Origin of the sequence: Proteus sp. G4380, from assembly GCF_963885725.1 — a bacterium.
Lineage (GTDB): Bacteria > Pseudomonadota > Gammaproteobacteria > Enterobacterales > Enterobacteriaceae > Proteus > Proteus mirabilis.
Window position 1 is genome coordinate 1 of sequence record NZ_CAWPAV010000094.1, and the last position, 22021, is coordinate 22021.

General features: G+C 39.5%; 19 protein-coding genes. 17 read left to right on the plus strand and 2 right to left on the minus strand.

Annotated features, from left to right (window positions below; translation table 11 throughout):
• Nucleotides 1-182 precede the first annotated feature (182 nt).
• Nucleotides 183-824 carry a hypothetical protein gene (locus tag AACU98_RS08105; RefSeq protein WP_004243864.1) on the plus strand — a complete coding sequence of 214 codons (642 nt, stop codon included), beginning with the start codon at nucleotides 183-185 and terminating at the stop codon, nucleotides 822-824.
• Between the two features lie 95 nt (nucleotides 825-919).
• Here AACU98_RS08105 and hmpA read toward each other — a convergent pair whose 3' ends face one another.
• On the minus strand, nucleotides 920-2110 hold the full coding sequence (gene hmpA, locus AACU98_RS08110; RefSeq protein ID WP_161735803.1) for an NO-inducible flavohemoprotein: 1191 nt from the start codon (nucleotides 2108-2110) through the stop codon (nucleotides 920-922).
• 365 nt (nucleotides 2111-2475) lie between these two features.
• On the opposite strand from hmpA, the gene glyA reads away from it, so the two are divergent.
• From glyA to AACU98_RS08130, 4 genes are all read left to right on the plus strand, one after another.
• Nucleotides 2476-3729 carry a serine hydroxymethyltransferase gene (gene glyA / locus AACU98_RS08115; protein ID WP_004243862.1) on the plus strand — a complete coding sequence of 418 codons (1254 nt, stop codon included), beginning with the start codon at nucleotides 2476-2478 and terminating at the stop codon, nucleotides 3727-3729.
• A gap of 71 nt (nucleotides 3730-3800) precedes the next feature.
• Nucleotides 3801-4976, plus strand: coding sequence for a 3-phenylpropionate MFS transporter (locus AACU98_RS08120; RefSeq protein WP_017627964.1), 1176 nt, complete (start codon nucleotides 3801-3803; stop codon nucleotides 4974-4976).
• A 175-nt stretch (nucleotides 4977-5151) separates the two neighbouring features.
• Complete coding sequence (locus AACU98_RS08125; RefSeq protein WP_004243858.1) at nucleotides 5152-6420, plus strand: M24 family metallopeptidase; 1269 nt, start codon at nucleotides 5152-5154, stop codon at nucleotides 6418-6420.
• Nucleotides 6421-6445: 25 nt separating this feature from the next.
• The gene (locus AACU98_RS08130; RefSeq protein WP_004248440.1) at nucleotides 6446-7120 is read left to right on the plus strand and encodes a CerR family C-terminal domain-containing protein; all 675 of its coding nucleotides are present in this window, start codon (nucleotides 6446-6448) and stop codon (nucleotides 7118-7120) included.
• A gap of 106 nt (nucleotides 7121-7226) precedes the next feature.
• Here AACU98_RS08130 and suhB read toward each other — a convergent pair whose 3' ends face one another.
• The gene (gene suhB / locus AACU98_RS08135; RefSeq protein ID WP_004243855.1) at nucleotides 7227-8030 is read right to left on the minus strand and encodes an inositol-1-monophosphatase; all 804 of its coding nucleotides are present in this window, start codon (nucleotides 8028-8030) and stop codon (nucleotides 7227-7229) included.
• A gap of 124 nt (nucleotides 8031-8154) precedes the next feature.
• On the opposite strand from suhB, the gene trmJ reads away from it, so the two are divergent.
• From trmJ to AACU98_RS08195, 12 genes are all read left to right on the plus strand, one after another.
• Entirely contained in the window at nucleotides 8155-8883 is a 729-nt protein-coding gene (gene trmJ, locus AACU98_RS08140; protein ID WP_012368128.1) for a tRNA (cytosine(32)/uridine(32)-2'-O)-methyltransferase TrmJ, read from the plus strand.
• A 129-nt stretch (nucleotides 8884-9012) separates the two neighbouring features.
• The gene (gene iscR / locus AACU98_RS08145) at nucleotides 9013-9507 is read left to right on the plus strand and encodes a Fe-S cluster assembly transcriptional regulator IscR (protein ID WP_004248437.1); all 495 of its coding nucleotides are present in this window, start codon (nucleotides 9013-9015) and stop codon (nucleotides 9505-9507) included.
• A 67-nt stretch (nucleotides 9508-9574) separates the two neighbouring features.
• Nucleotides 9575-10789 (plus strand): IscS subfamily cysteine desulfurase, encoded by a 1215-nt coding sequence (locus tag AACU98_RS08150; RefSeq protein WP_004243849.1) that lies wholly within the window; start codon nucleotides 9575-9577, stop codon nucleotides 10787-10789.
• Between the two features lie 24 nt (nucleotides 10790-10813).
• Nucleotides 10814-11200 carry a Fe-S cluster assembly scaffold IscU gene (gene iscU / locus AACU98_RS08155; protein ID WP_004243847.1) on the plus strand — a complete coding sequence of 129 codons (387 nt, stop codon included), beginning with the start codon at nucleotides 10814-10816 and terminating at the stop codon, nucleotides 11198-11200.
• Nucleotides 11201-11290: 90 nt separating this feature from the next.
• Nucleotides 11291-11614, plus strand: coding sequence for an iron-sulfur cluster assembly protein IscA (iscA, locus tag AACU98_RS08160; protein WP_004243846.1), 324 nt, complete (start codon nucleotides 11291-11293; stop codon nucleotides 11612-11614).
• 48 nt (nucleotides 11615-11662) lie between these two features.
• A complete protein-coding gene (gene hscB / locus AACU98_RS08165; RefSeq protein WP_004243844.1) occupies nucleotides 11663-12184 on the plus strand; it encodes a co-chaperone HscB in 522 nt (173 codons plus the stop codon).
• Nucleotides 12185-12195: 11 nt separating this feature from the next.
• On the plus strand, nucleotides 12196-14046 hold the full coding sequence (gene hscA, locus AACU98_RS08170; protein WP_012368127.1) for a Fe-S protein assembly chaperone HscA: 1851 nt from the start codon (nucleotides 12196-12198) through the stop codon (nucleotides 14044-14046).
• A gap of 2 nt (nucleotides 14047-14048) precedes the next feature.
• Nucleotides 14049-14384, plus strand: coding sequence for an ISC system 2Fe-2S type ferredoxin (gene fdx, locus AACU98_RS08175; protein ID WP_004243842.1), 336 nt, complete (start codon nucleotides 14049-14051; stop codon nucleotides 14382-14384).
• Nucleotides 14385-14399: 15 nt separating this feature from the next.
• Nucleotides 14400-14594 (plus strand): Fe-S cluster assembly protein IscX, encoded by a 195-nt coding sequence (gene iscX, locus AACU98_RS08180; RefSeq protein ID WP_004243841.1) that lies wholly within the window; start codon nucleotides 14400-14402, stop codon nucleotides 14592-14594.
• Between the two features lie 280 nt (nucleotides 14595-14874).
• Nucleotides 14875-16170 (plus strand): aminopeptidase PepB, encoded by a 1296-nt coding sequence (gene pepB, locus AACU98_RS08185; protein ID WP_004243837.1) that lies wholly within the window; start codon nucleotides 14875-14877, stop codon nucleotides 16168-16170.
• A 27-nt stretch (nucleotides 16171-16197) separates the two neighbouring features.
• The gene (locus AACU98_RS08190; RefSeq protein ID WP_004248435.1) at nucleotides 16198-16623 is read left to right on the plus strand and encodes an enhanced serine sensitivity protein SseB C-terminal domain-containing protein; all 426 of its coding nucleotides are present in this window, start codon (nucleotides 16198-16200) and stop codon (nucleotides 16621-16623) included.
• Nucleotides 16624-16891: 268 nt separating this feature from the next.
• On the plus strand, nucleotides 16892-21976 hold the full coding sequence (locus tag AACU98_RS08195; RefSeq protein WP_004248434.1) for an alpha-2-macroglobulin family protein: 5085 nt from the start codon (nucleotides 16892-16894) through the stop codon (nucleotides 21974-21976).
• Nucleotides 21977-22021: the final 45 nt, after the last annotated feature.

Here is a 22021-nt window from a genome sequence, read left to right on the forward strand (position 1 = left end):
CCTTTCTTTGTTCATAAAATGTTTTTTTATGTTTCACCTATTGTGCTATTTATATCTTATACAAGTCTATTGATGATAATAAACAATTTATTTTACTAAAATTCTCACCTTTTAAGGCACAAAATGTTATTCAATAACTTTTGTAGACAGTTATTATCATCAACTTAAATATTTATTATTCTATGGGTAATATCGTGCTTAGCTATTTATTAAAGCGTTTTGCTTTATTTTTGTTTTCCGCCATGATTGTGGCAATAACAACAGGGTTTATTTTCCTCGATATTTTGGTGCTGAATAATGGTATTTCTGAAACCTCAGCAACCGAACTGGGGCAAGAACTTATTGTGGCTATAATATGTCTTCTTTTCTTTATACCTGCTTATAAACAGCCAGAAATGAGAGGGGGATACACACTGATTATGGGCTTTTTCTTGTGTATCTTAATTCGTGAGTTAGATGGTGTTTTTGACCAATTAGCACATGGTTCATGGGTTTGGTTTGCATTAACGGTAACATTTGTCTGTATAGCGATCGCTATCAGAGAAGGGAAAAAAACATTATATGGCTTAACCCATTTTATAACGCATTCTAGTCAAGGAATGCTTATGGCGGGTTTACTCAGTGTTTTACTGTTCTCTCGCTTATTTGGTATGGGGATTTTGTGGGAGAAATTGTTAGGTGAAGACTATAACCGCACAGTAAAAAATATGGTGGAAGAAGGTAGCGAGTTGTTCGGCTATACACTCTGTTTAATTAGTGTTATTTGGTATCGCTATTCGTCTAAATATCATGTTATACCGACATCAATAAAAGTTACTTATTAAATAGTTAGTTGTTTCCAATATAAAAAGCGCTGAATAGTAAAATAATCAGCGCTTTTCCCTTATTATTTAATTTATTCTCTTACCTATTCTGGCTGTTATTGGCTAATAACAGTATGAGGGCCAAAGCACTCATAATGAAGTTTATCGCTTTCAATACCGAGAGTAATAAGTTGTTTAGCGACAGATTGCATAAAAGGTAATGGACCACAGAAATAGAACTGCATATTAGGTATTGATAGCCATTCATGCATCTTGGTTAAATCCATCAACCCTTCAAATTGATAGTCTTTATTGATTATATCTTCAGTACGAGGGAGACGATACCATACGGCTTGTTGATATTGTTCAATTTGCTTTCCTGCTTGTGCGATTTCTTCCTTAAAAGCATGCACGCCACCATGCTCCGCTGCATGTAACCAATTGACTTGTGCTTGGTGAGAAGAGAGGGTGTGCAACATCGCTAACATAGGAGTTAAGCCTACACCTGCTGAAATTAATGTGACAGGCGTTGTTGATGAGATATCTAAATAAAAATCGCCCCCTGGTGCGGCAACTTGTAAGATGTCTCCTTCTTGGATATGGTCATGAAGAAAATTAGATAAAATTCCTTTGTCTTCACGTTTTACCGCAATACGATAGGTTTTATTGTTTGCCGATTGCGTTAAGGAATATTGACGAATTTCTTGATTTGCAAGTTTCTCATCACGAATATAAATACTTAAATATTGGCCTGCACGGTAAGGTGTAACCGCTTGTCCATCTTCAGGCTCTAATTCAAAGCTGGTAATAACCTCACTTTGTTTTACTTTATGCTTAACTTTAAAGTGGCGTAATCCTCGCCAGCCTCCAGAAGCTTGTTCTTTTTGTTGATAAATTTGCTCTTCCCGATTAATAAAAACATCAGCCAAAACTTGGTAAGCGGCTCCCCAAGCATCAAGCACTTCTTTGCCCGGGTTAAACATTTCATCAATGGTGGCTAATAAGTTTTCTCCAACAATAGGATAATGTTCAGGAAGAATATTCAAACTGGCATGTTTTTGTGCAATTTTTTCTACCGCCGGCAAAATAGCAGGTAAATCCTCAAGGTGCGTTGCATAAGCACATATCGCATTAAATAACGCTTCACGTTGTGCGCCACTGCTTTGGTGGCTCATGGTAAAAATATCTTTTAACTCAGGATGGCGAGAGAACATTCTGTCGTAAAAATGCGCCGTTAACGCGGGGCCTGTTTTAGCAATAAGAGGAATAGTGGATTTAATTGTCGCGATAGTTTGTGCATCTAACATAATTGCTCCTGAAAAATATTCAGTTTAATATGATTTTTATAACATGTATTTTTAATACAACTTATATCTTTTTGCTTTATTTGTAAATCTGAGTTTTTATTTTTTTTAGGAAAATGGGGAAATCTTAGAGAATGATGTTGAGGGTTTACATAAATTAGCGAGATGTGCCTCAAAAAGAACAAAAACAGCAGATAAAATGAGGTTATCAAAAAGTAATAGAACTGTGTTATAGTGGCTTAGCAAACGATTGCGTATTTTTTCTTTTGGGACTATCTCAATGAGGAAAAAGAGTTTACACTGTATGTCATTCTTACTCCCGTAAGGGAGTTCGCCTTTAGTGAAGTTAGCTGAGTCAGGAGATGTGAATGTTAAAACGTGAAATGAATATTGCTGATTACGATCCGGAATTATGGAATGCAATGGAAGGTGAAGTGACTCGTCAAGAAGAGCACATCGAATTAATTGCTTCTGAAAACTATACTAGTCCTCGTGTTATGCAGGCGCAGGGATCTCAGCTGACCAACAAATATGCAGAAGGTTATCCAGGTAAACGCTACTACGGCGGTTGTGAATACGTTGATGTTGTTGAACAATTAGCTATTGATCGTGCCAAAGCACTATTTGGTGCTGATTATGCAAACGTACAACCTCACTCTGGATCACAAGCGAATGCGGCTGTGTATATGGCATTACTTAAACCGGGTGATACAGTATTAGGGATGAATTTGGCCCAAGGTGGTCACTTAACTCACGGCTCTCCGGTTAACTTCTCTGGTAAACTCTACAATATCGTTCCTTATGGTATTGATGAAGCCGGTAAAATTGATTACCAAGATATCGCTGAGCAAGCTAAAAAGCATAAACCAAAAATGATCATTGGTGGTTTTTCAGCTTATTCAGGTTTGGTTGATTGGGCTAAAATGCGTGAAATCGCAGATAGCGTAGGGGCTTACTTATTTGTCGATATGGCTCACGTTGCAGGTATGATTGCAGCGGGTGTCTATCCAAACCCAGTACCACATGCTCACGTTGTGACTACAACAACACACAAAACATTAGCGGGTCCTCGTGGTGGTCTTATCCTTGCTAAGGGTGGCGATGAAGAGTTTTATAAGAAATTAAACTCTGCCGTATTCCCTGGCTCTCAAGGTGGTCCTTTAATGCATGTGATCGCGGGTAAAGCCGTTGCATTAAAAGAAGCAATGGAACCTGAGTTTAAAGTTTACCAGCAACAAGTTGCAAAAAATGCGAAAGCAATGGTAGACGTTTTCTTAGCGCGCGGTTATAAAGTAGTATCTGGTGGCACAGAGAACCACCTGTTTTTATTAGACTTAGTTGATAAAGATATTACAGGTAAAGATGCTGATGCTGCACTGGGTCGTGCTAATATCACTGTGAACAAAAATAGTGTGCCAAATGATCCTCGCAGTCCATTTGTTACATCTGGTATTCGTATTGGTTCTCCAGCGATTACACGTCGTGGTTTTAAAGAAGCGGAAGCAAAAGATTTAGCCGGTTGGATGTGTGATGTCCTTGATAATATCAATGATGAAGCGAACATTGAAAAAGTGAAACAAAAAGTCTTGGATATCTGCGCTAAATTTCCAGTTTACGCATAAGTTTGTAACGATATAATAAAACCCGTTATACAAGCCCGCTTCGAGAACATGTTCTTGGCGGGTTTTTTTGCATGTTAAAAATGGGGGGTTGGATGGTTATTCCATCAACACTGTGGCTTGCCTTAGATTATTTTACGTATTTTTTCTCATATGGTATTTTCTTGCCTTTTTGGTCTATCTGGTTAAAGGGCGAGGGGGTTGATCCTGCGATGATAGGCTTACTACTTGGGGTGGGCTTAACCGCTCGTTTTGTAGGAAGCTTGATTTTAACGCCGGCTGTAAAAGATCCATCAAAGCTCATTACTGCACTGCGACTTTTTGCTTTTTTATCTCTCCTATTTACCGTTGCATTTATGTTGGGCACTCATTGGGCTTGGCTCTTTTTGGTAATGACCGGATTTAACGTTTTTTTTGCACCCATGGTGCCTTTGGGAGATTCACTTGCGGGAACATGGCAAAAACAATTTCCTTTAGATTATGGAAAAATTCGGGTTTGGGGATCTATTGCATTTATTATTAGTTCCTCATTATTGGGGATATTGATTGATGCTTTTGGACACCCGATTATTCTTTATGGATTGATTGCCAGTACTCTTGCATTATTCCTTACCTCAATGTTACGTCCGAAAATCATGCCCCAAGGTAAGGTCAAAAAAGCGGAACACCATCATGTTTCATTTATGAAACTGATTTCAGATGGCCCAGTCTGGCGTTTTCTATTATGTGTTTCTTTACTACAAGGTGCTCATGCTGCTTATTACGGTTTTAGCGCACTCTATTGGGAAAAAGCAGGCTATGATACAGCAACGATTGGTTATCTTTGGTCCTTAGGCGTAGTTGCTGAAGTGGTTGTCTTTATGTTTAGCCGTCGTTTATTCCGCCGTTGGAGTGCTCGAAACTTATTATTACTTTCAGCATTTGCAGGGCTATTGCGCTGGGGGATGATGGGCAGTTTTACAGCATTACCGGCACTTATTATTGTACAAATTTTGCATAGTGGCACATTTACCGTATGCCATTTAGCGGCAATGCGTTTTATTACTGCACGTCAAGAGCATGAAATTATTCGTTTACAAGCGGTTTATTCTGCTCTAGCAATGGGGGGAAGTATCGCTATTATGACGATTGTATCGGGATGGTTATATGAAAAACTTCCTAACCAAGAATACCTTATTTTCTGGTTGATGGCGGCATTAACTATTCCTGCAATGTTTATTAGACCGAAAGTACAACCGCAAAATACTTAATCCTTTTATTTCCTATTTTTCATAAACGTCTAAGCCTGTAATACCTTTTGATATTACAGGTTTTTTTCTTTTTATTTTTTAAAGCGCATTTTTTGATCAACCAAACGATTGATCATTTTAAATATTAAAGCTAAATTTAATTCATTCAAATGAATGAATAAAAAAAGGTATTACTATGAAAAGTAAATCAGTGATCCCAGCTAGTTTTTCTTTACAAGAAAGAGACCGACGCTGGCAGTTAGCTAGAGACATTATGAGAGATAACCAATTAGATACATTGATTATTTATGGTGATAGAGAATCTGCAGCACCTGCACCGTTCTGTATTGACCACTATTTTACAAATGACAGATTAGGATCGGTTGTTATTTTTCATGAAGATAAGAAACCATTGATAGTTACTTTTGCACCAATGATGATAGCTGATCATATGCAGGCAAAACTACGTGGTGATTTGCAGTGGGTTGATGAAGATAATCTTGTTGTAGGAAAAACAGGGCGTAGTATTGCTCATTTTCTAAAAGAGATGGGAGTACAACAAAATGCACATATTGGTATTATTGGCTTAGAACCTTATCCCCCATTTTATTTTGATGGTGCAATGCCATTTAATACTCTAAATGGTATTAAAGAAGCATTTCCTTATGCAAAATTTAGCAGTGTGTATCGTGATTTCTTTAGACGGGCATCAGTTAAAAGTGAAGAAGAGCTCGCTCATGTAAGATATGCTGCCGCCATTGGTGAAGCAATGAGCGAGGCAATGCGAGTGACAGCAAGGCCTGGTGCAACAGAGGCGGAGCTTGCGGCTGCAATTACTGCCACTTGTTTATCAAGGGGAGGATTTACCGCTGAAATTTTAATGGGATCAGGATCTGAGTATATCGGTTGGGGGCCTCCTGCTTGGCAATATCGCTCACAAGCACCTCGTGAAATTCAAATGGGTGATATTATATTATCAGAGATTTTTGCTTTATATGGAATGTATGAAACGCAACATCAAGCGGCGGTTGCTGTAGGTAAAATTCACGAAAACTTAGAAAAAGCAGCATTAGTTGCACGTGAATGCTATGAAATTGGCGTTGAACATTTAAAAGCAGGGATAACCTTTGGTGAAGTCGTTGATTTAATGGAAAAACCACTATTAGAATCAGGGGGATGGCATGTTCATCCACTTATTCACAGTATTAATCCTTATGGCCCAATCGGCTTTGGCACAGCGCCAGGTATTGAATCATTACCTCTTGCTCATCGTTATAAACAAATTGAGCGATTACCTAATCCAGGGAGAGAATTGGTATTACAAGAAGGTATGACATTTGCTTTTGAGCCTAATTGTGGCTTCGGCCACCACTTATGTAATTTAGGTGGCACTGTTGTGGTTGGCAAAAGCAAAGGGATTGAGTTAAATTCTAACTCAACACAATTAATGCGGGCAGATATATAGTCCTAATAGTAACCAGTTGATTATAATGAAAAACACCAGTAAAACTGCAGTAAGTACAGAACAAACTCAAGAGAAATTAGTGCAAGAAGGTATTAGGCTTTTTGCACTATATGGGATCAGTGGATTGAGAACGCGACAACTTGCGCAAGATGCTGGTGTTAATCAATCAGCAATACCTTACCACTTTGGCGGAAAATTAGGGGTTTATACAGCAGTGATCCGATATATTGCTACAGAATTAGCCTCTGAAATTCAGTTTGACCAATTTGATAATAAGCTTCAGTTTTTATTGAAAGAAAACCGACCTTATAAAAATGAAAAAGTGGCTGAATTAGTTCTATTACTAGTCACAGGTTTAACTCGTGCATTATTATCACCAAAACGCCATTATTACAGTCAGTTGATCCTACGTGAACAGTTAGAACCGACGGAAAATTACGATCTTATTTATAGTAATCTGATAGAGCCTTTTCATCTTCGCCTTTCTCGCTTAGTTGGATTAATGGATACAAAGAGTGATGAAGTAACAATCACTATTCGTGCTCATGCTCTTATTGGTCAGATATTAGGGTTTGTCATTGCAAGAAAAGCTTTTCTATTACGTGTTAATAAGCAAGAGATAACATCACAACTATTAGATAAGATTGCACAAGAAATTAGCCAACTTTCAGTAAATGCCCTTTTAATTGAAAACGCATAGGCAATAAAAAAGACCCCCAGTAATTGGCTGTCCAACTACTGGGGATCATTTTATAAGATAGTTTTTTTAAGATAGTTTTTTTATATTTTATTGTTATTCGTATCAATTAACGTTTTAAAGCATCAGTTAATTCGCTACGAATTTCTGCCAATAATGCTCGGACAACTCGAGGATTACCCGCAACAATATTACCAGTTTGTAGATAGCCGTGATTACCAGTAAAGTCAGATACAATTGCACCCGCTTCACGAGCAATAAGTTCACCTGCTAAGAAATCCCAAGGTTTTAAACCAATTTCAAAGAAGCCATCCACACGACCCGCGGCAACATAAGCTAAATCTAATGCTGCTGAACCTGTGCGACGAAAATCAGCGCATGGTACAAACAGTTTAGTCAGCATATTCATATAAGCTGCTGAATGTTGTTTTGCTTTGAATGGGAAACCAGTTGCTAAAACAGCACCATCTAAATCACGTGCATTAGAGCCACGGAGGCGGTAACCATTTAATTGTGCACCTTGACCACGAACAGCTGAGAAAAGTTCGTTACGCATAGGATCGTAAACCACAGCAACTTCTGTGCGACCTTTGATACGTACAGCGATAGAAACAGAAAAATGTGGTAGGCGTTTAATAAAGTTAGTGGTGCCATCAAGTGGATCTATAACCCATTGGATATCGTGATCTTCACCGAGTAACTCGCCACTTTCTTCCGTAATAATGGTGTGTTTTGGATAAGATTTACGAATGATTTCAATGATTGCCTGTTCCGCTTCGCGATCAACATTAGTGACAAAATCATTGCTACCTTTCTGGCTCGTTTCTACAGATTCAGGATTTTCGTAATTTTTGGCGATTAAATTACCAGCCTTACGTGCAGCACGTATGGCAATATTCAGCATCGGATGCATGGTTATCTTCCACAAGATGTTAAAGAACGGGGATAAAAAACGAGGCGAAGTATAACAGGCGTTCGCGTTTTTGGCTACATTTGTGATAAAATAGATGGATCATAAAACAATTAGTTAGAAATCAATGTTAGAAAATATTCGCATTATCCTTGTCGAAACTTCACATACAGGCAATATGGGCTCGACAGCTCGTGCTATGAAAACCATGGGATTAACGAATCTTTATTTTGTTAATCCTAAAGAAAAACCCGACTCTCACTCTATAGCCTTATCAGCAGGGGCAAGCGATGTTATTGGCAATGCCCATATTGTTGAGACTATTGATGATGCCATTGAAGGCTGTGGGTTAGTGATTGGAACAAGTGCGCGTAATCGTACGCTCTCTTGGCCAATGCTAGCACCTCGTGAATGTGGTGAACGTTGCGTAAAAGAGGCAGCAAATAAGCCCGTTGCGGTGATCTTTGGCCGTGAACGCACAGGCTTAACTAATGAAGAATTACAAAAATGTGATTACCACCTCTATATTCCTACCAACCCTGAATATGGCTCTTTAAACTTAGCGATGGCGGTGCAACTTGTTTGTTATGAAATTCGCATGGCTGCACTTGCTCAACAGGAAAAACAAGAGGAAAATGCTTCATCAGAGATTGATTATCCACCCGCTGAAGATATTGAACGCTTTTATGTTCACTTAGAGCAGGTACTTAATGAGTCTGGTTTTATTCGTCCTAAACATCCAGGACAAGTGATGAGTCGTTTACGCCGTTTGTTTACACGCGCACGTCCAGAAACACAAGAGCTTCATATCTTACGTGGTATTTTAACATCCGTTGAAAAATGGGCTAAGAAATAAAGGATTAAGTTGATTAACATGCGTCATTGTTGCTGAGCTTAATACCTGACTAAAACACTCAGATAAATAGTTGACTAAATTACTCAGGAATGACACAATTTGACTATTGTTCACCACGGAGTATTTGTTATGAGACTGACATCAAAAGGGCGTTATGCAGTTACTGCTATGCTTGATGTTGCATTGCATTCGCAGCAAGGCCCTGTCCCCCTCGCTGATATTTCTGAGCGTCAAGGGATTTCCCTTTCTTACCTTGAGCAGCTTTTTTCACGTTTACGTAAAAATGAATTAGTCGCAAGTGTGCGTGGCCCGGGTGGTGGTTATTTACTCGGTCGTGAAGCGGGGCAAATTTTTGTTGCTCAAGTCATTTCAGCAGTTGATGAATCTGTTGATGCTACCCGTTGTCAGGGTAATAAAGAAGGATGTCAAGGTGGCGATCGTTGCCTGACTCATACTTTGTGGCGTGATTTAAGTGATCGTATTACCAGTTTCCTTAGCAGCATTAGCCTTGAAGAGTTAGTTAATAACGAAGAGGTTATGGATGTCGCTGATCGTCAAGACAATGAAAAACGTCATGCTATCAATGGTCGTTTACAAGAAACCATTGTTAATATGCGAGTTTAACGGCGATCTCTAGGCAAACAAAACAAAATTATTAAAGAAGATCTGTCGTCTTTGGAGTTAGTGAGCAATGAAATTACCCATTTATCTAGATTATTCAGCAACCACACCCGTTGATCCTCGAGTTGCTGAAAAAATGATGCAATGCCTGACTATTGACGGCATTTTTGGTAACCCAGCCTCTCGTTCGCACCGTTTTGGATGGCAAGCTGAAGAAGCGATCGATATCGCTCGTAATCAGATTGCTGATCTTATTGGTGCTGATCCTCGTGAAATTGTTTTCACCTCAGGGGCAACTGAAGCAGATAACTTGGCACTAAAAGGTGTTGCAAACTTTTATCAGAAAAAAGGTAAGCACATCATCACATCAAAAACTGAGCATAAAGCGATTTTAGATACTTGTCGTCAGCTTGAGCGTGAAGGTTTTGAAGTGACCTACTTAGCACCAAAAAGCGATGGCTTAATTGATTTGAAAGAACTCGAAGCCGCTATGCGTGATGACACTATTTTAGTTTCTATCATGCACGTGAATAATGAAATTGGTGTGGTGCAAGATATTGCTGCTATTGGTGAGTTATGCCGTAGCAAAGGCATTATTTACCACGTTGACGCAACGCAAAGCGTTGGTAAATTACCAATCGATCTCTCCAAATTAAAAGTCGATTTACTTTCTCTTTCTGCACATAAAGTTTACGGACCTATGGGTATTGGTGCGCTTTATGTTCGCCGTAAACCACGCATTCGCTTAGAAGCACAAATGCATGGTGGTGGGCATGAGCGTGGTATGCGTTCAGGTACATTAGCCGTTCACCAAATCGTGGGTATGGGTGAAGCTTACCGTATATTGAAAGAAGAAATGGCTGATGAAACTAAACGTTTAAATGAATTACGTTTACGTTTATGGAATGGCATCAAAGATATTGAAGAAGTGTATATCAATGGTTCTTTAGAACATACAGCGCCAAATATTCTTAATGTCAGCTTCAACTATGTTGAAGGTGAATCATTAATGATGGCACTGAAAGATCTTGCTGTATCTTCAGGTTCAGCCTGTACATCAGCAAGTTTAGAGCCTTCTTATGTACTACGTGCTTTAGGATTAACCGATGAATTAGCACATAGTTCTATTCGTTTCTCTTTAGGTCGTTTCACCACTGAAGAAGAAATCGATTATGCAATTGAACAAATTCACAGTGCAATTGGTCGCTTACGTGATCTTTCTCCACTTTGGGAAATGCATAAACAAGGCGTTGATATCAACAGTATCGAATGGTCTCACCATTAATCAGACGTTTTCAGGAGTTAAATCATGGCTTATAGCGATAAAGTAATTGATCATTATGAAAATCCTCGTAATGTGGGTTCATTTGATAACAACGACCCTACAGTGGGGAGCGGTATGGTAGGCGCACCAGCTTGTGGTGACGTCATGAAGCTACAAATCAAAGTTGATGATAACGGTGTAATTGAAGATGCACGTTTTAAAACTTATGGTTGTGGCTCAGCGATTGCATCAAGCTCTTTGGTTACCGAATGGATGAAAGGTAAAACCTTAGATGAAGCAGAAGCGATTAAAAATACCGCAATTGCTGAAGAGTTAGAATTACCACCAGTGAAAATTCACTGTTCAATTCTGGCTGAAGATGCAATAAAAGCCGCGATTGCAGACTATAAAAGCAAACGCCAAGGCAAATAATTGCCTGTTATAATAAAAAAATAAAATATTGGCGGATGCTGAAGGTTATGTTTCAGTGTCCGCTTTCGTTCTTTATGAGTGAGGTGTGCCATGTCAATTTCCCTTACAGAAGCCGCTGCTAACCGTGTTCGCTCTTTTCTTGCTAATCGTGGCAAAGGCGAAGGTTTGCGTTTAGGCGTAAGAACATCAGGCTGTTCTGGGATGGCTTATGTTCTTGAGTTTGCTGATGTCATCAATGACGAAGATACCGTTTTTGAAGATAAAGGTGTGAAAGTTATTATTGACGGTAAAAGCATGGTCTATTTAGATGGAACAGAGCTTGATTTCGTTAAAGAAGGATTAAACGAGGGCTTTAAGTTTAACAACCCAAACGTGGCTAACGAATGTGGTTGTGGAGAAAGCTTTACCGTGTAATCAATATTTATACACGGTATTAATATCAATTAATCCAAGAGCAGAAGTATGGACTATTTCACCCTATTAGGCATGCCTAATCGTTTTGATATTGATAAACAACAGCTTGCTTCTCGTTATCAAGAGATGCAACGTCAATATCACCCCGATCGTTTTGCGGGTAAATCTGACAAAGAGCAAGTACAAGCAATTTCGTTTGCTTCGACTATCAATCAGGCTTATCAAACCTTAAAAAATCCACTTTCAAGAGCTGAATATATGCTCTCTTTACAGGGCATCGATATTGCTAATGAGCAACAAACGATGCACGATACGGCTTTTCTTATGGAGCAGCTTACGCTTCGTGAAGAGCTGGATGATATAGAGCATAGTACTGATGCTGAAAATTTACTGGCTGATTTTTCTGCGCGCTTAGAGAAAATGTACACTGTACGCTATGATGAAATGGTGAAAACACTGGACAGTCAGACTTGGGACATTGCCGCAGACAATGTGAGAAAATTACGTTTTCTCGCGAAATTAAAAGAGCAAGTCGAGCATCTTGAAGAACGCTTGTTTGATGGTTTTTAAGGAAAATTGTTATGTCATTATTACAAATTAGCGAGCCAGGACAAACACCTGCGCCACATCAGCGTCGATTAGCTGCGGGTATTGACTTAGGAACAACACACTCACTTGTTGCCACTGTACGTAGTGGGCAAGCCGAAGCGCTTTCTGATAGTGAAGGTCGCTATTTATTGCCATCTGTTGTGCAGTATCAAGTTGATAATATTAATGTTGGCTGGCAGGCGAAACAAGAAGCCGAAAAAGATCCCGCCAATACTATCAGCTCAATAAAACGAATGCTGGGGCGCTCGCTAAATGATATAACCAGTCGTTATCCTAACCTCCCTTACCATTTTCATGACAATGATAGTGGACTGCCATTAATTAAAACACCTGCTGGCATTGTCGATCCTATTCAAGTTTCTGCGGATATTTTAAAAGCCTTAGCAGAGCGTGCAATACAATCATTAGGTGGTGAACTTGATGGTGTGGTTGTCACTGTACCTGCTTATTTTGATGATGCACAGCGTCAAGGCACTAAAGAAGCAGCACGTCGTGCAGGTTTACATGTATTACGTTTATTAAATGAACCTACTGCTGCCGCGATTGCTTATGGATTAGATTCCGGAAAAGAAGGCACTATTGTCGTTTACGACTTAGGGGGCGGAACTTTTGATATCTCTGTCTTACGTTTAACTAAAGGGGTGTTTGAAGTCTTAGCAACTGGTGGTGATACTGCGTTAGGCGGTGATGACTTTGATATGATGTTAGCCGACTGGATCAGAGAGCGTGCGGGATTTGGCTATCAAAATGATGTTATTTTACAACGTCAATTACTTGATATTGCTTCAGAAACTAAAATCGCTTTAAGTGATAATGATGTGGCTGATATCAATATCAATGGTTGGAAAGGGGAAATTACCCGCGCTGAATTTGAATTATTAATTCAACCTTTAGTTAAACGTACGTTGTTATCTGTTCGTCGAGCATTAAAAGATGCTGATGTTGACGTGGATGAAGTGCTCGAAGTGGTTATGGTGGGCGGATCAACTCGCGTGCCGCTGGTGCGCCAAATGGTAGGCGATTATTTTAAACGTGAACCATTAACTTCGATTGACCCTGATAAAGTTGTTGCTATTGGTGCCTCTATTCAAGCAGATATTCTGGTAGGTAATAAACCTGATAGCGAAATGCTCTTGTTGGATGTTATTCCGCTTTCATTAGGTTTAGAAACCATGGGCGGGCTGGTTGAAAAAGTGATCCCACGAAATACCACTATCCCTGTTGCGAGAGCACAAGAATTTACCACTTTTAAAGATGGTCAAACTGCCATGAGTGTTCATGTGGTACAGGGTGAACGTGAAATGGTGAGTGATTGTCGCTCATTAGCCCGTTTTACTTTGCGGGGTATTCCGCCAATGGCGGCGGGAGGAGCACATATACGTGTTACCTTCCAAGTGGATGCTGATGGTTTATTAAGCGTTAGTGCGATGGAAAAATCCACTGGTGTTGAAGCCTCTGTACAGGTAAAACCTTCTTATGGTCTTAGTGATACAGAAATCGCTAATATGATCCAATCTTCAATGGAAAATGCCAAAGAAGATTTACAAGCTCGTCGTCTTGCCGAGCAAAAAGTCGAAGCCGCTCGCGTGTTAGAAAGTTTAACCGCAGCATTACAAGAAGATGCTCATCTCTTAACTGAAGATGAGAAAACGGCTATCGATAATGTTGTAGATACTTTAATAGAAAGCGTTGAGGGAACAGATCCTGTTGCCATTGAAAACGCCATTAAACAACTGGATAAGCAAACTCAGGAATTTGCTGCGCGTCGTATGGATACTTCCATTCGTCAAGCGTTGGCAGGTCATTCTGTGGATGAGATATAACTATGCCTAAAATTGTATTTTTACCCCATAGCACACTTTGCCCGGAAGGTGCTGTTGTTGATGCCACTGAAGGTGAGTCTATTCTTGATGTTGCATTACGTAATGGCATTGAGATTGAACATGCGTGTGAAATGTCGTGTGCGTGTACCACTTGTCACTGTATCGTTCGTGAAGGTTTTGACTCTCTTGATGAAAGTACAGAGCTGGAAGACGATATGTTAGATAAAGCGTGGGGATTAGAGCCAGAAAGTCGTTTAAGTTGCCAAGCGAAGGTAACTGATGAAGATTTAGTCGTTGAAATACCTAAATATTCTATCAACCATGCGAGAGAACACTGATTTTAGGAGTTTAAAATGAAATGGAGTGATACACGTGAAATAGGGGAAGCGCTTTATGATCTCTACCCCGATACAGATCCAAAAACCGTTCGTTTTACCGATATGCATCAGTGGATTTGCCAATTAGACGATTTTGATGATGATCCACAAAAATCGAATGAAAAAATTCTTGAAGCAATTTTATTAGTTTGGCTTGATGAATTTGAATAATCGAGTAAATGATTAATGCGAAAGACTGGTTAATTGCCAGTCTTTTTGTTTTTATTGCTCAGTATGATTTAACCTTAAAAGAGGAATAAATACCTCAAAAGACTGAGTAACCAGCGTTTGTTTATGGGATATTGCTCGTAAAGTAACATGCAATTAGCTAAAAGGCTTTAATGAGATTGGTCGTGACTGATTTTTTGCAGTAAATTGATCACGCTAAAAGGTAAATATCTGGTAGTCTGAATAGGTTAACTGCCATCAGTAATAATAAGTGAGATAATAAATGAATAAACAAATTATGCCTATCATGCTGTCTAATGAACCTGCAGCAGCATGTTGGGGAGAAAAAGCACTAATTAGCACTAACGAAACTGGCATGACCGTTCACTTAACGGAAGAAAACCGCTTAGGGGCCATTCAGCGTGGTGGACGCAAAATTGATGGTCAAGGTATTCGTAATGTTGCCCTAGTTGGTGACGGCTGGGATTTAGAACGTAGTTGGGCGTTTTGGTTAGGTTTTAGAGCACCTAAAGGCGCACGTTCAATCGAATGGCCACAATTAAGTGAAGCGGACAAAAAAGAATTAGAGTCGCGTATCCGCATTGTTGATTGGGTGCGTGACACAATAAACACCCCAGCAGAAGAGTTAGGGCCAGAACAACTGGCACAGCGTACTGTTGATCTGTTTTGTGGTTTAGATAAAGAAGATATCAGCTATAAAATCACCAAAGGGGCTGATCTTCGAGATCAGAACTATGCGGGAATTTATACTGTAGGTCGAGGCTCTTCACGTGATCCCGTCTATTTAGCATTAGATTTTAATCCAACTAAAGATGCCGAAGCCCCTATCTTTGCCTGTCTTGTTGGTAAAGGGATCACCTTTGATTCAGGCGGATATAGCATCAAACCTTCTTCTTCCATGAATTCTATGAAAGCGGATATGGGCGGTGCTGCAACCTTAGCTGGTGCTTTGGCTTTAGCTATTACACGAGGTTTAAATAAACGCGTAAAACTATTGCTCTGTATTGCTGATAATATGGTTAGCGGCAATGCCTTTAAGTTGGGAGATATTATCCGTTATCGTAATGGTAAATCCGTTGAAATCATGAATACGGATGCAGAAGGTCGTTTAGTTTTAGCAGATGGTTTAATTGATGCTAGCAACTTTGCCCCTGAATTGATTATCGATGCGGCAACATTGACAGGTGCTGCTAAAGTGGCCGTAGGCAATGATTATCACTCTGTATTAAGTTTTGATGATAAATTAGCGAATGAATTATTAGCAAGTGCAGATCAAGAAAATGAACTGTTCTGGCGCTTACCATTAGCTGATTTCCATCGTAGCCAGTTACCATCAAGTTTTGCTGATCTCAATAATATTGCTGCACCTTCACATACCGCAGGCGCAAGTACAGCAGCCGCTTTCCTTTCTCACTTTGTGAAAGATTATAAAAAAGGCTGGGTACATATCGATTGTTCAGCAACTTACAGAAAATCATCTGTAGAACAATGGGCTGCTGGGGCAACAGGATATGGTGTTCGTTCTATCGCTAATTTATTATTAACAAAAGCAAAATAATAAACATTATGTGATTTGGAGTTTGTAATGGATGTATCTGAACAATTTGAAGTACAAGAAATTGTTGCTGTTGAAGGTTCTTCTCTACAACTGAGTGTGCTTGAGCCACAGCCTGAAAAATTAACACAAGCATTGAGCGAATTTTTTGGTCAACATAAGCCTATTCGTCGTGCATTTATTGTTAATGCTTTGGAGCAAGGTGATGATGAGTCATTTTATTTGATTGGGCTAGAAATCACTGGAGAAGAAAATATTATTGCTCAGATACTCCCACAAGCTGCTGAAGCCGCTTTTGAGCACCTAGAAGAAGGACAATCTCTTGATTTCTGTTTTGTGAATAAAGATGAGCAAGGTGTAAGTCATTTTATGACTCACCATGTAACACCTTTTTATCAACGCAAATTAGGGGGCTTTCTTCGTAAGGGTATTCCAATCGTTAATTTGAATACCTAACCTAGTTTTTTTGCAGTTTAGGCGATATCTCATCAGATATCGCTTTTTTTTACCCTATAATAAGAAAATGATTAAAATAGCAAATGGTTTGCATTTATATGTAACTCTTTGTTTTACTATTATTTTGCTTAAAAACGCACAAACAAATAATTAGTAAAGCCTAAATAAGGCTGTAGTATTAGATAATTAATTTACTTAATACGTTGTATATTATTATAGCCTGCATAAAACATCATATAATTCAGGGGTTGAATTAAAGGAAATGGATATGAATCGAGATCAATTTAGACAGTACACGGAAAAAAGAGGGTACCGTTGGTGTACACTTGCAGTGGTACTGGCTTCAGCATTAGCTTTAACAGGCTGTGATGATAACAAAACAGAAGATGAGCAATCTTCGACGAGTGATAACTCACAACCAACACAAGTTGCGGAACAAAAAAGCACATCGCAACAAACGACAACACAACTTGGTGATAAAACCGCAGTTACAACCAAAACGAATAATCAAACTGCATTAACTAGCCAAGAAGTGCGCAATGAACTTGCTCGTCGTTATGCAGGTAAAGAGGTGACTGTACTAGATGCCTCTGAATTACAACGCGATGGCGCAAGTACGATGGTAGTGACTTTTTCAGTACCACTCGATCCTGACCAGAAATTTGATGATGTTATCCGTCTTGTTGATACTAAAAAAGGTAAATTAGAGGGGGCTTGGGAGCTATCTGATAATCTGATGGAGTTACGGTTCCGCCATTTGCCACCTTCAACAGAGTTAAACCTGACTATTGATGCTCAAATTAAAGGAATTAACGAACGTAAATTAGTAGAGCCATTTAGCCAAAAATTTACTACAGAAGAGATTTTTCCATCGGTTGGCTTTACCAGTAAAGGCTCATTATTACCGTTAGAAGCAACGGAAGGTTTGCCAATTAGCGCATTAAATGTCGAACAAGTCGATGTTAACTTTTTTCGAGTTAAAGATGATCGGTTAACACAATTTTTAACTCAATGGGAAAGCCGCTCTAATATTAACTATTGGGAATCAGACGATTTTCTGTCACAAGCGGATTTGGTGTATAGCGGGCGCTTTGAACTTGATACAGAAAAAAACACCCGTGAAAATGTCTTATTACCACTCAAATCTATTGAAGCCCTGAAAAAAGAGGGTGTCTATATCGCTGTAATGCAGCAGGCAGGTAAATACTCCTATACCATGCCGGCAACGGTATTTACTTTTAGTGATATCGGTTTATCAGTACATAGCTACCTTAATACGCTAGATATTTTTACTCAATCCCTGAAAAATGGCGCAGCATTAGACAATATTGAAATTCGTCTTTTAGATGAAAAAGGTAATTTAATATCTAAAACAAAAACTGATAATCAAGGGCATGCCACATTAGAAAAGAGTGATAAAGCACGTTTATTACTCGCTATTCGTAATGGGCAAACCAGTATGATTGATTTGCGTAAACCGGCCCTTGATTTATCCGAATTTGATATCGGCGGGCCACAAGGTTATAGCAAACAATTTTTTGTTTTTGGTCCACGCGATCTGTACCGCCCCGGCGAAACCTTAATCGTTAATGGTTTATTGCGAGATGGTGATGGAAACCCGATTAAAGAGCAACCTGTTAAAGTTGACTTATTAAAAACGGATGGTCAGGTTTCCCGTAGTTTTGTTTGGCAACCTGAAAATGGTTTTTATCAGTTGAAACTGATGATCCCTGAAAATGAGAGTACAGGTATTCGGAAATTACGTTTTGATTTAGGCGATGGCACTCCACGCTTCTACCAATTCCAAGTTGAAGATTTTATGCCTGAGCGTATGGCATTAGAGATCACCGGTAAAAAAGGCATTTTACTCAGTGGTAATAATGCTTATTTTGATATTAAAGGTCGTTATCTTTATGGTGCACCGGCAGCAGATAATCGCTTACAAGGGCAGGTTTTCTTAAAAGCTTCGCGAGAAGCCGTCAGTCAACTGCCGGGTTATGAATTTGGTGCCGTAAAAGATGAAAATTTAAGTCGTTTATTAGATGAATTTGAACTTACTCTTGATACGGATGGTGAAGGGGCATTAACGGTTGATAAAGACCGTTATGCTGAAGTGAAATCACCGATTAATATTATCTTACAAGCAAGCTTACTTGAAGCCGGAGGGCGTCCTGTTACTCGCCGTTATCAACAAGCGGTATGGCCAGCGACACATCTTGCGGGAATTCGCCCTGTTTTTGCTAAAAAAGAGGTGTATGACTACCGTAATGATAAATATAAATCAGGCTATAGTGTTGATGAAAACTCAATGGCGGAGTTTGAAATCGTTTATACCGATCAAGAGGGTAAAAAATTACCTGCTGATGACCTAAAAGTAAGATTTATTTACGAACGTTATGATTATTATTGGCGTTGGTCTAATTCAAATGGTTGGGAGTCTGGCTACAATCAAAAAGATCTGCAAATGGATGAGCAGACTATCAAAATAGCTAAAGATGGTACCGCAAAAGTGGCTTTCCCTGTTGAATGGGGTTCTTATCGTATAGAAGTGGTCGATCCTAAAACAGAACTTGTCAGTAGCTTACGTTTTTGGGCGGGCTATTCTTGGATGGATAATACTGGCGGAACCGGGGCAGTAAGACCTGATCAAGTTAAATTAAAATTAGATAAAGAGAGTTACTTACCGGGTGAAAAAGTCAAACTCAATATTGCAGCCCCTCATCCTGGTAAAGGTTATGTGCTATTAGAATCGAGTGATGGGCCGCTATGGTGGCAAGAGATTGATGTACCTGAAAAAGGGCTTGATGTTGAAGTACCTATTAATAAAGAGTGGGCAAGACACGATTTATATTTGACTTCGGTGGTGGTAAGACCGGGGGATACATCCAAACAAGCGACGGTAAAACGTGCCGTAGGTATTTTGCATTTACCACTACAAGATAACAATCGCCGTATAGATATTGCACTGGATGCACCTGAAAAAATTCGTCCAAATCAAGATCTAAAAATTCGGATTAAAGCTAAGCCCGTTGCAGGCCAGCCATTGCCGGAAAACATCAATGTATTAGTGTCTGCAGTTGATACAGGTGTCTTAAATATTACCGACTATAAAACGCCTGATCCGTACGAAGCTTTCTTTGGTCGTAAGCGTTATAGCGTTGATCAATACGATGTTTATGGTCAGTTAATTGAAGGTGAAGGGCGTTTAGCCAACCTACGTTTTGGTGGTGATGGAAGCGAAGAAAGCGCATTATCTCGTGGTGGTAAAAAGCCATTAACAGATGTGCAAATCATTGCTCAACAAGCCACACCTGTAAAATTAAATGCACAAGGTGAAGGTGAGGTTTCTTTACCTATACCTGAGTTTAATGGTGAAGTCCGCCTTATGGCTCAAGCATGGACTGCGGATAAATTTGGTAGCCAAGAAGGTAAAGTTGTTGTTGCCGCGCCATTAGTTACTCAACTCTCATTACCACGCTTTATGGCTGGGGGAGATGATGCGTTACTGTCATTAGATTTAACTAACTTAACGGATGCACCACAATCTATTACGTTAAATTATACGGCATCAGGATTAGTTGATTTAGCGGGTGTCGACAGTAAAACCGTTTCATTATCGAAAGGTGAACGAACTCAAGTTCAAATCCCTATTACGGCAAAACATGGATTTGGCCAAGGAGAATTTTCCCTGTCTATTTATGGTATTAAAGTACCTAATGAAGAGATAAAACCTTATCAAAATACTTGGAAAATAGGTGTACGCCCTGCGTATCCTGCTGAGACAATACATTACGCCAATACATTAGCAGATGGTGAGTCTTGGCGCCTACCAAACGAAGCATTAAATCAATTTAATCGCTCAACGCTTGAGGGGGAATTATTACTTACTAGTCGCCCTCCGTTACAGGTAGCGCGTTATGTTAGAGAGTTATTTGCATATCCTTATGGATGTCTTGAGCAAACTGTTAGTGGATTATATCCATCCTTGTATTCAACAGAGAAAGAGTTGAAACAATTGGGGATCAAAACACAAACAGATATGCAAAGAAAAGAAGCCATAGAAAAAGGGATTGCTCATATCTTAACAATGCAAAAATCCGAAGGAGGATTTGCCTTGTGGGCTCAAGGTGGGCGTGAAGAGTTTTGGTTAACGGCGTATGCAACAGATTTCTTATTTAGAGCGTCTCAACAAGGTTATGAAGTTCCTACTGAGGCATTAAAACGGGCAAATGATCGTCTACTACGTTATTTACAAGATAAAAATATTGTTAATGAAGAGTATGTGGTTAACCAAGATGCGGCTCGATTCTCAGCAAGAGCATATGCGGCTTTAGTTCTGGCTAATCAGCAAAAAGCCCCTTTGGGAGAATTGCGCCGTTTATATCTAGAACGTAATCAAGCGGGTAGTGGTTTAGCGCTTGTGCAGTTAGGTGTTGCTTTGAAATTGATGGGAGATAACTCTCGTGCTGAAAGCCTAATTGCTGAAGGTGTCACCATGCCACGTAAATATAATTACGGTTTAGGTGATTACGGCAGTACTATTCGTGACCAAGCGTTGATTATTGCGCTACTCAGTGAAAACAATTTGGAAACTCAAACTCGTGATGCCAGTGTTATTACATTATCTGATAACTTAACAGGGCGTGAATGGTTCTCTACACAAGAGAGTAACTCACTATACCTTGCTGGTCGTTTCTTTATTGATATGGCAGAGAAGCCTTGGGAAGTAACCATTAATCGTCAAGTGCCAGCAATGAGTAGTGATCGCGCAGTTAATGAAGCATTGACAGCAACACAATTGCAAGAAGGTTTAGAGCTAAACAACCAAGGTGGTACAACCATTTACTCTCGAATGAATGTTGTCGGATATCCAAAAGTTGCCCCAGCGCCTTATAGCAATGTATTGAAGATCAATCGTAGTTATTACGATCTAAAAGGCAATCGAGTCGATCCTAATCGCTTACAAAGTGGTGAAATGCTGGTGGTAAAATTAGAGGTTTCAGCTAATAGAGATGTACCTGATGCCTTAGTGGTTGATCTATTACCTGCGGGGCTTGAAATTGAAAATCAAAACTTAGCATCAAGTAGCGCAAGCTTAAGCGATAGTGCTGCTGATTTGCAGGAGTTTATTGATGATATGGGACAAGCCAATATTAAACATCTTGAATATCGTGATGATCGTTTTGTTGCCGCAATAGCGGTTGATAAATATCGTCCTACGACATTACTTTACTTAGCAAGAGCGGTAACTCCGGGGAGTTATCAAGTACCGCCACCGCAAGTTGAGTCAATGTATGTGCCTTATTGGCGTGCCGTAGGGGCAACAAAAAATAAAATTGATGTTGTGCCTTAAGCTAGACAGCCCTTTCTTCGGAAAGGGCTTTTCCTTTGAGTGATT

What these genes read in the sequence shown, in the direction of transcription:
- AACU98_RS08150 (WP_004243849.1), top strand. Translation starts at nt 9,575, where the DNA reads ATGAAATTACCCATTTATCTAGATTATTCAGCAACCACACCCGTTGAT.
- hscA (WP_012368127.1), top strand. Translation starts at nt 12,196, where the DNA reads ATGTCATTATTACAAATTAGCGAGCCAGGACAAACACCTGCGCCACAT.
- AACU98_RS08130 (WP_004248440.1), top strand. Translation starts at nt 6,446, where the DNA reads ATGAAAAACACCAGTAAAACTGCAGTAAGTACAGAACAAACTCAAGAG.
- suhB (WP_004243855.1), bottom strand. Translation starts at nt 8,030, where the DNA reads ATGCATCCGATGCTGAATATTGCCATACGTGCTGCACGTAAGGCTGGT.
- AACU98_RS08195 (WP_004248434.1), top strand. Translation starts at nt 16,892, where the DNA reads ATGAATCGAGATCAATTTAGACAGTACACGGAAAAAAGAGGGTACCGT.
- hmpA (WP_161735803.1), bottom strand. Translation starts at nt 2,110, where the DNA reads ATGTTAGATGCACAAACTATCGCGACAATTAAATCCACTATTCCTCTT.
- fdx (WP_004243842.1), top strand. Translation starts at nt 14,049, where the DNA reads ATGCCTAAAATTGTATTTTTACCCCATAGCACACTTTGCCCGGAAGGT.
- AACU98_RS08105 (WP_004243864.1), top strand. Translation starts at nt 183, where the DNA reads ATGGGTAATATCGTGCTTAGCTATTTATTAAAGCGTTTTGCTTTATTT.
- AACU98_RS08190 (WP_004248435.1), top strand. Translation starts at nt 16,198, where the DNA reads ATGGATGTATCTGAACAATTTGAAGTACAAGAAATTGTTGCTGTTGAA.
- glyA (WP_004243862.1), top strand. Translation starts at nt 2,476, where the DNA reads ATGTTAAAACGTGAAATGAATATTGCTGATTACGATCCGGAATTATGG.
- iscX (WP_004243841.1), top strand. Translation starts at nt 14,400, where the DNA reads ATGAAATGGAGTGATACACGTGAAATAGGGGAAGCGCTTTATGATCTC.
- pepB (WP_004243837.1), top strand. Translation starts at nt 14,875, where the DNA reads ATGAATAAACAAATTATGCCTATCATGCTGTCTAATGAACCTGCAGCA.
- trmJ (WP_012368128.1), top strand. Translation starts at nt 8,155, where the DNA reads ATGTTAGAAAATATTCGCATTATCCTTGTCGAAACTTCACATACAGGC.
- AACU98_RS08125 (WP_004243858.1), top strand. Translation starts at nt 5,152, where the DNA reads ATGAAAAGTAAATCAGTGATCCCAGCTAGTTTTTCTTTACAAGAAAGA.
- AACU98_RS08120 (WP_017627964.1), top strand. Translation starts at nt 3,801, where the DNA reads ATGTTAAAAATGGGGGGTTGGATGGTTATTCCATCAACACTGTGGCTT.
- iscU (WP_004243847.1), top strand. Translation starts at nt 10,814, where the DNA reads ATGGCTTATAGCGATAAAGTAATTGATCATTATGAAAATCCTCGTAAT.
- iscR (WP_004248437.1), top strand. Translation starts at nt 9,013, where the DNA reads ATGAGACTGACATCAAAAGGGCGTTATGCAGTTACTGCTATGCTTGAT.
- hscB (WP_004243844.1), top strand. Translation starts at nt 11,663, where the DNA reads ATGGACTATTTCACCCTATTAGGCATGCCTAATCGTTTTGATATTGAT.
- iscA (WP_004243846.1), top strand. Translation starts at nt 11,291, where the DNA reads ATGTCAATTTCCCTTACAGAAGCCGCTGCTAACCGTGTTCGCTCTTTT.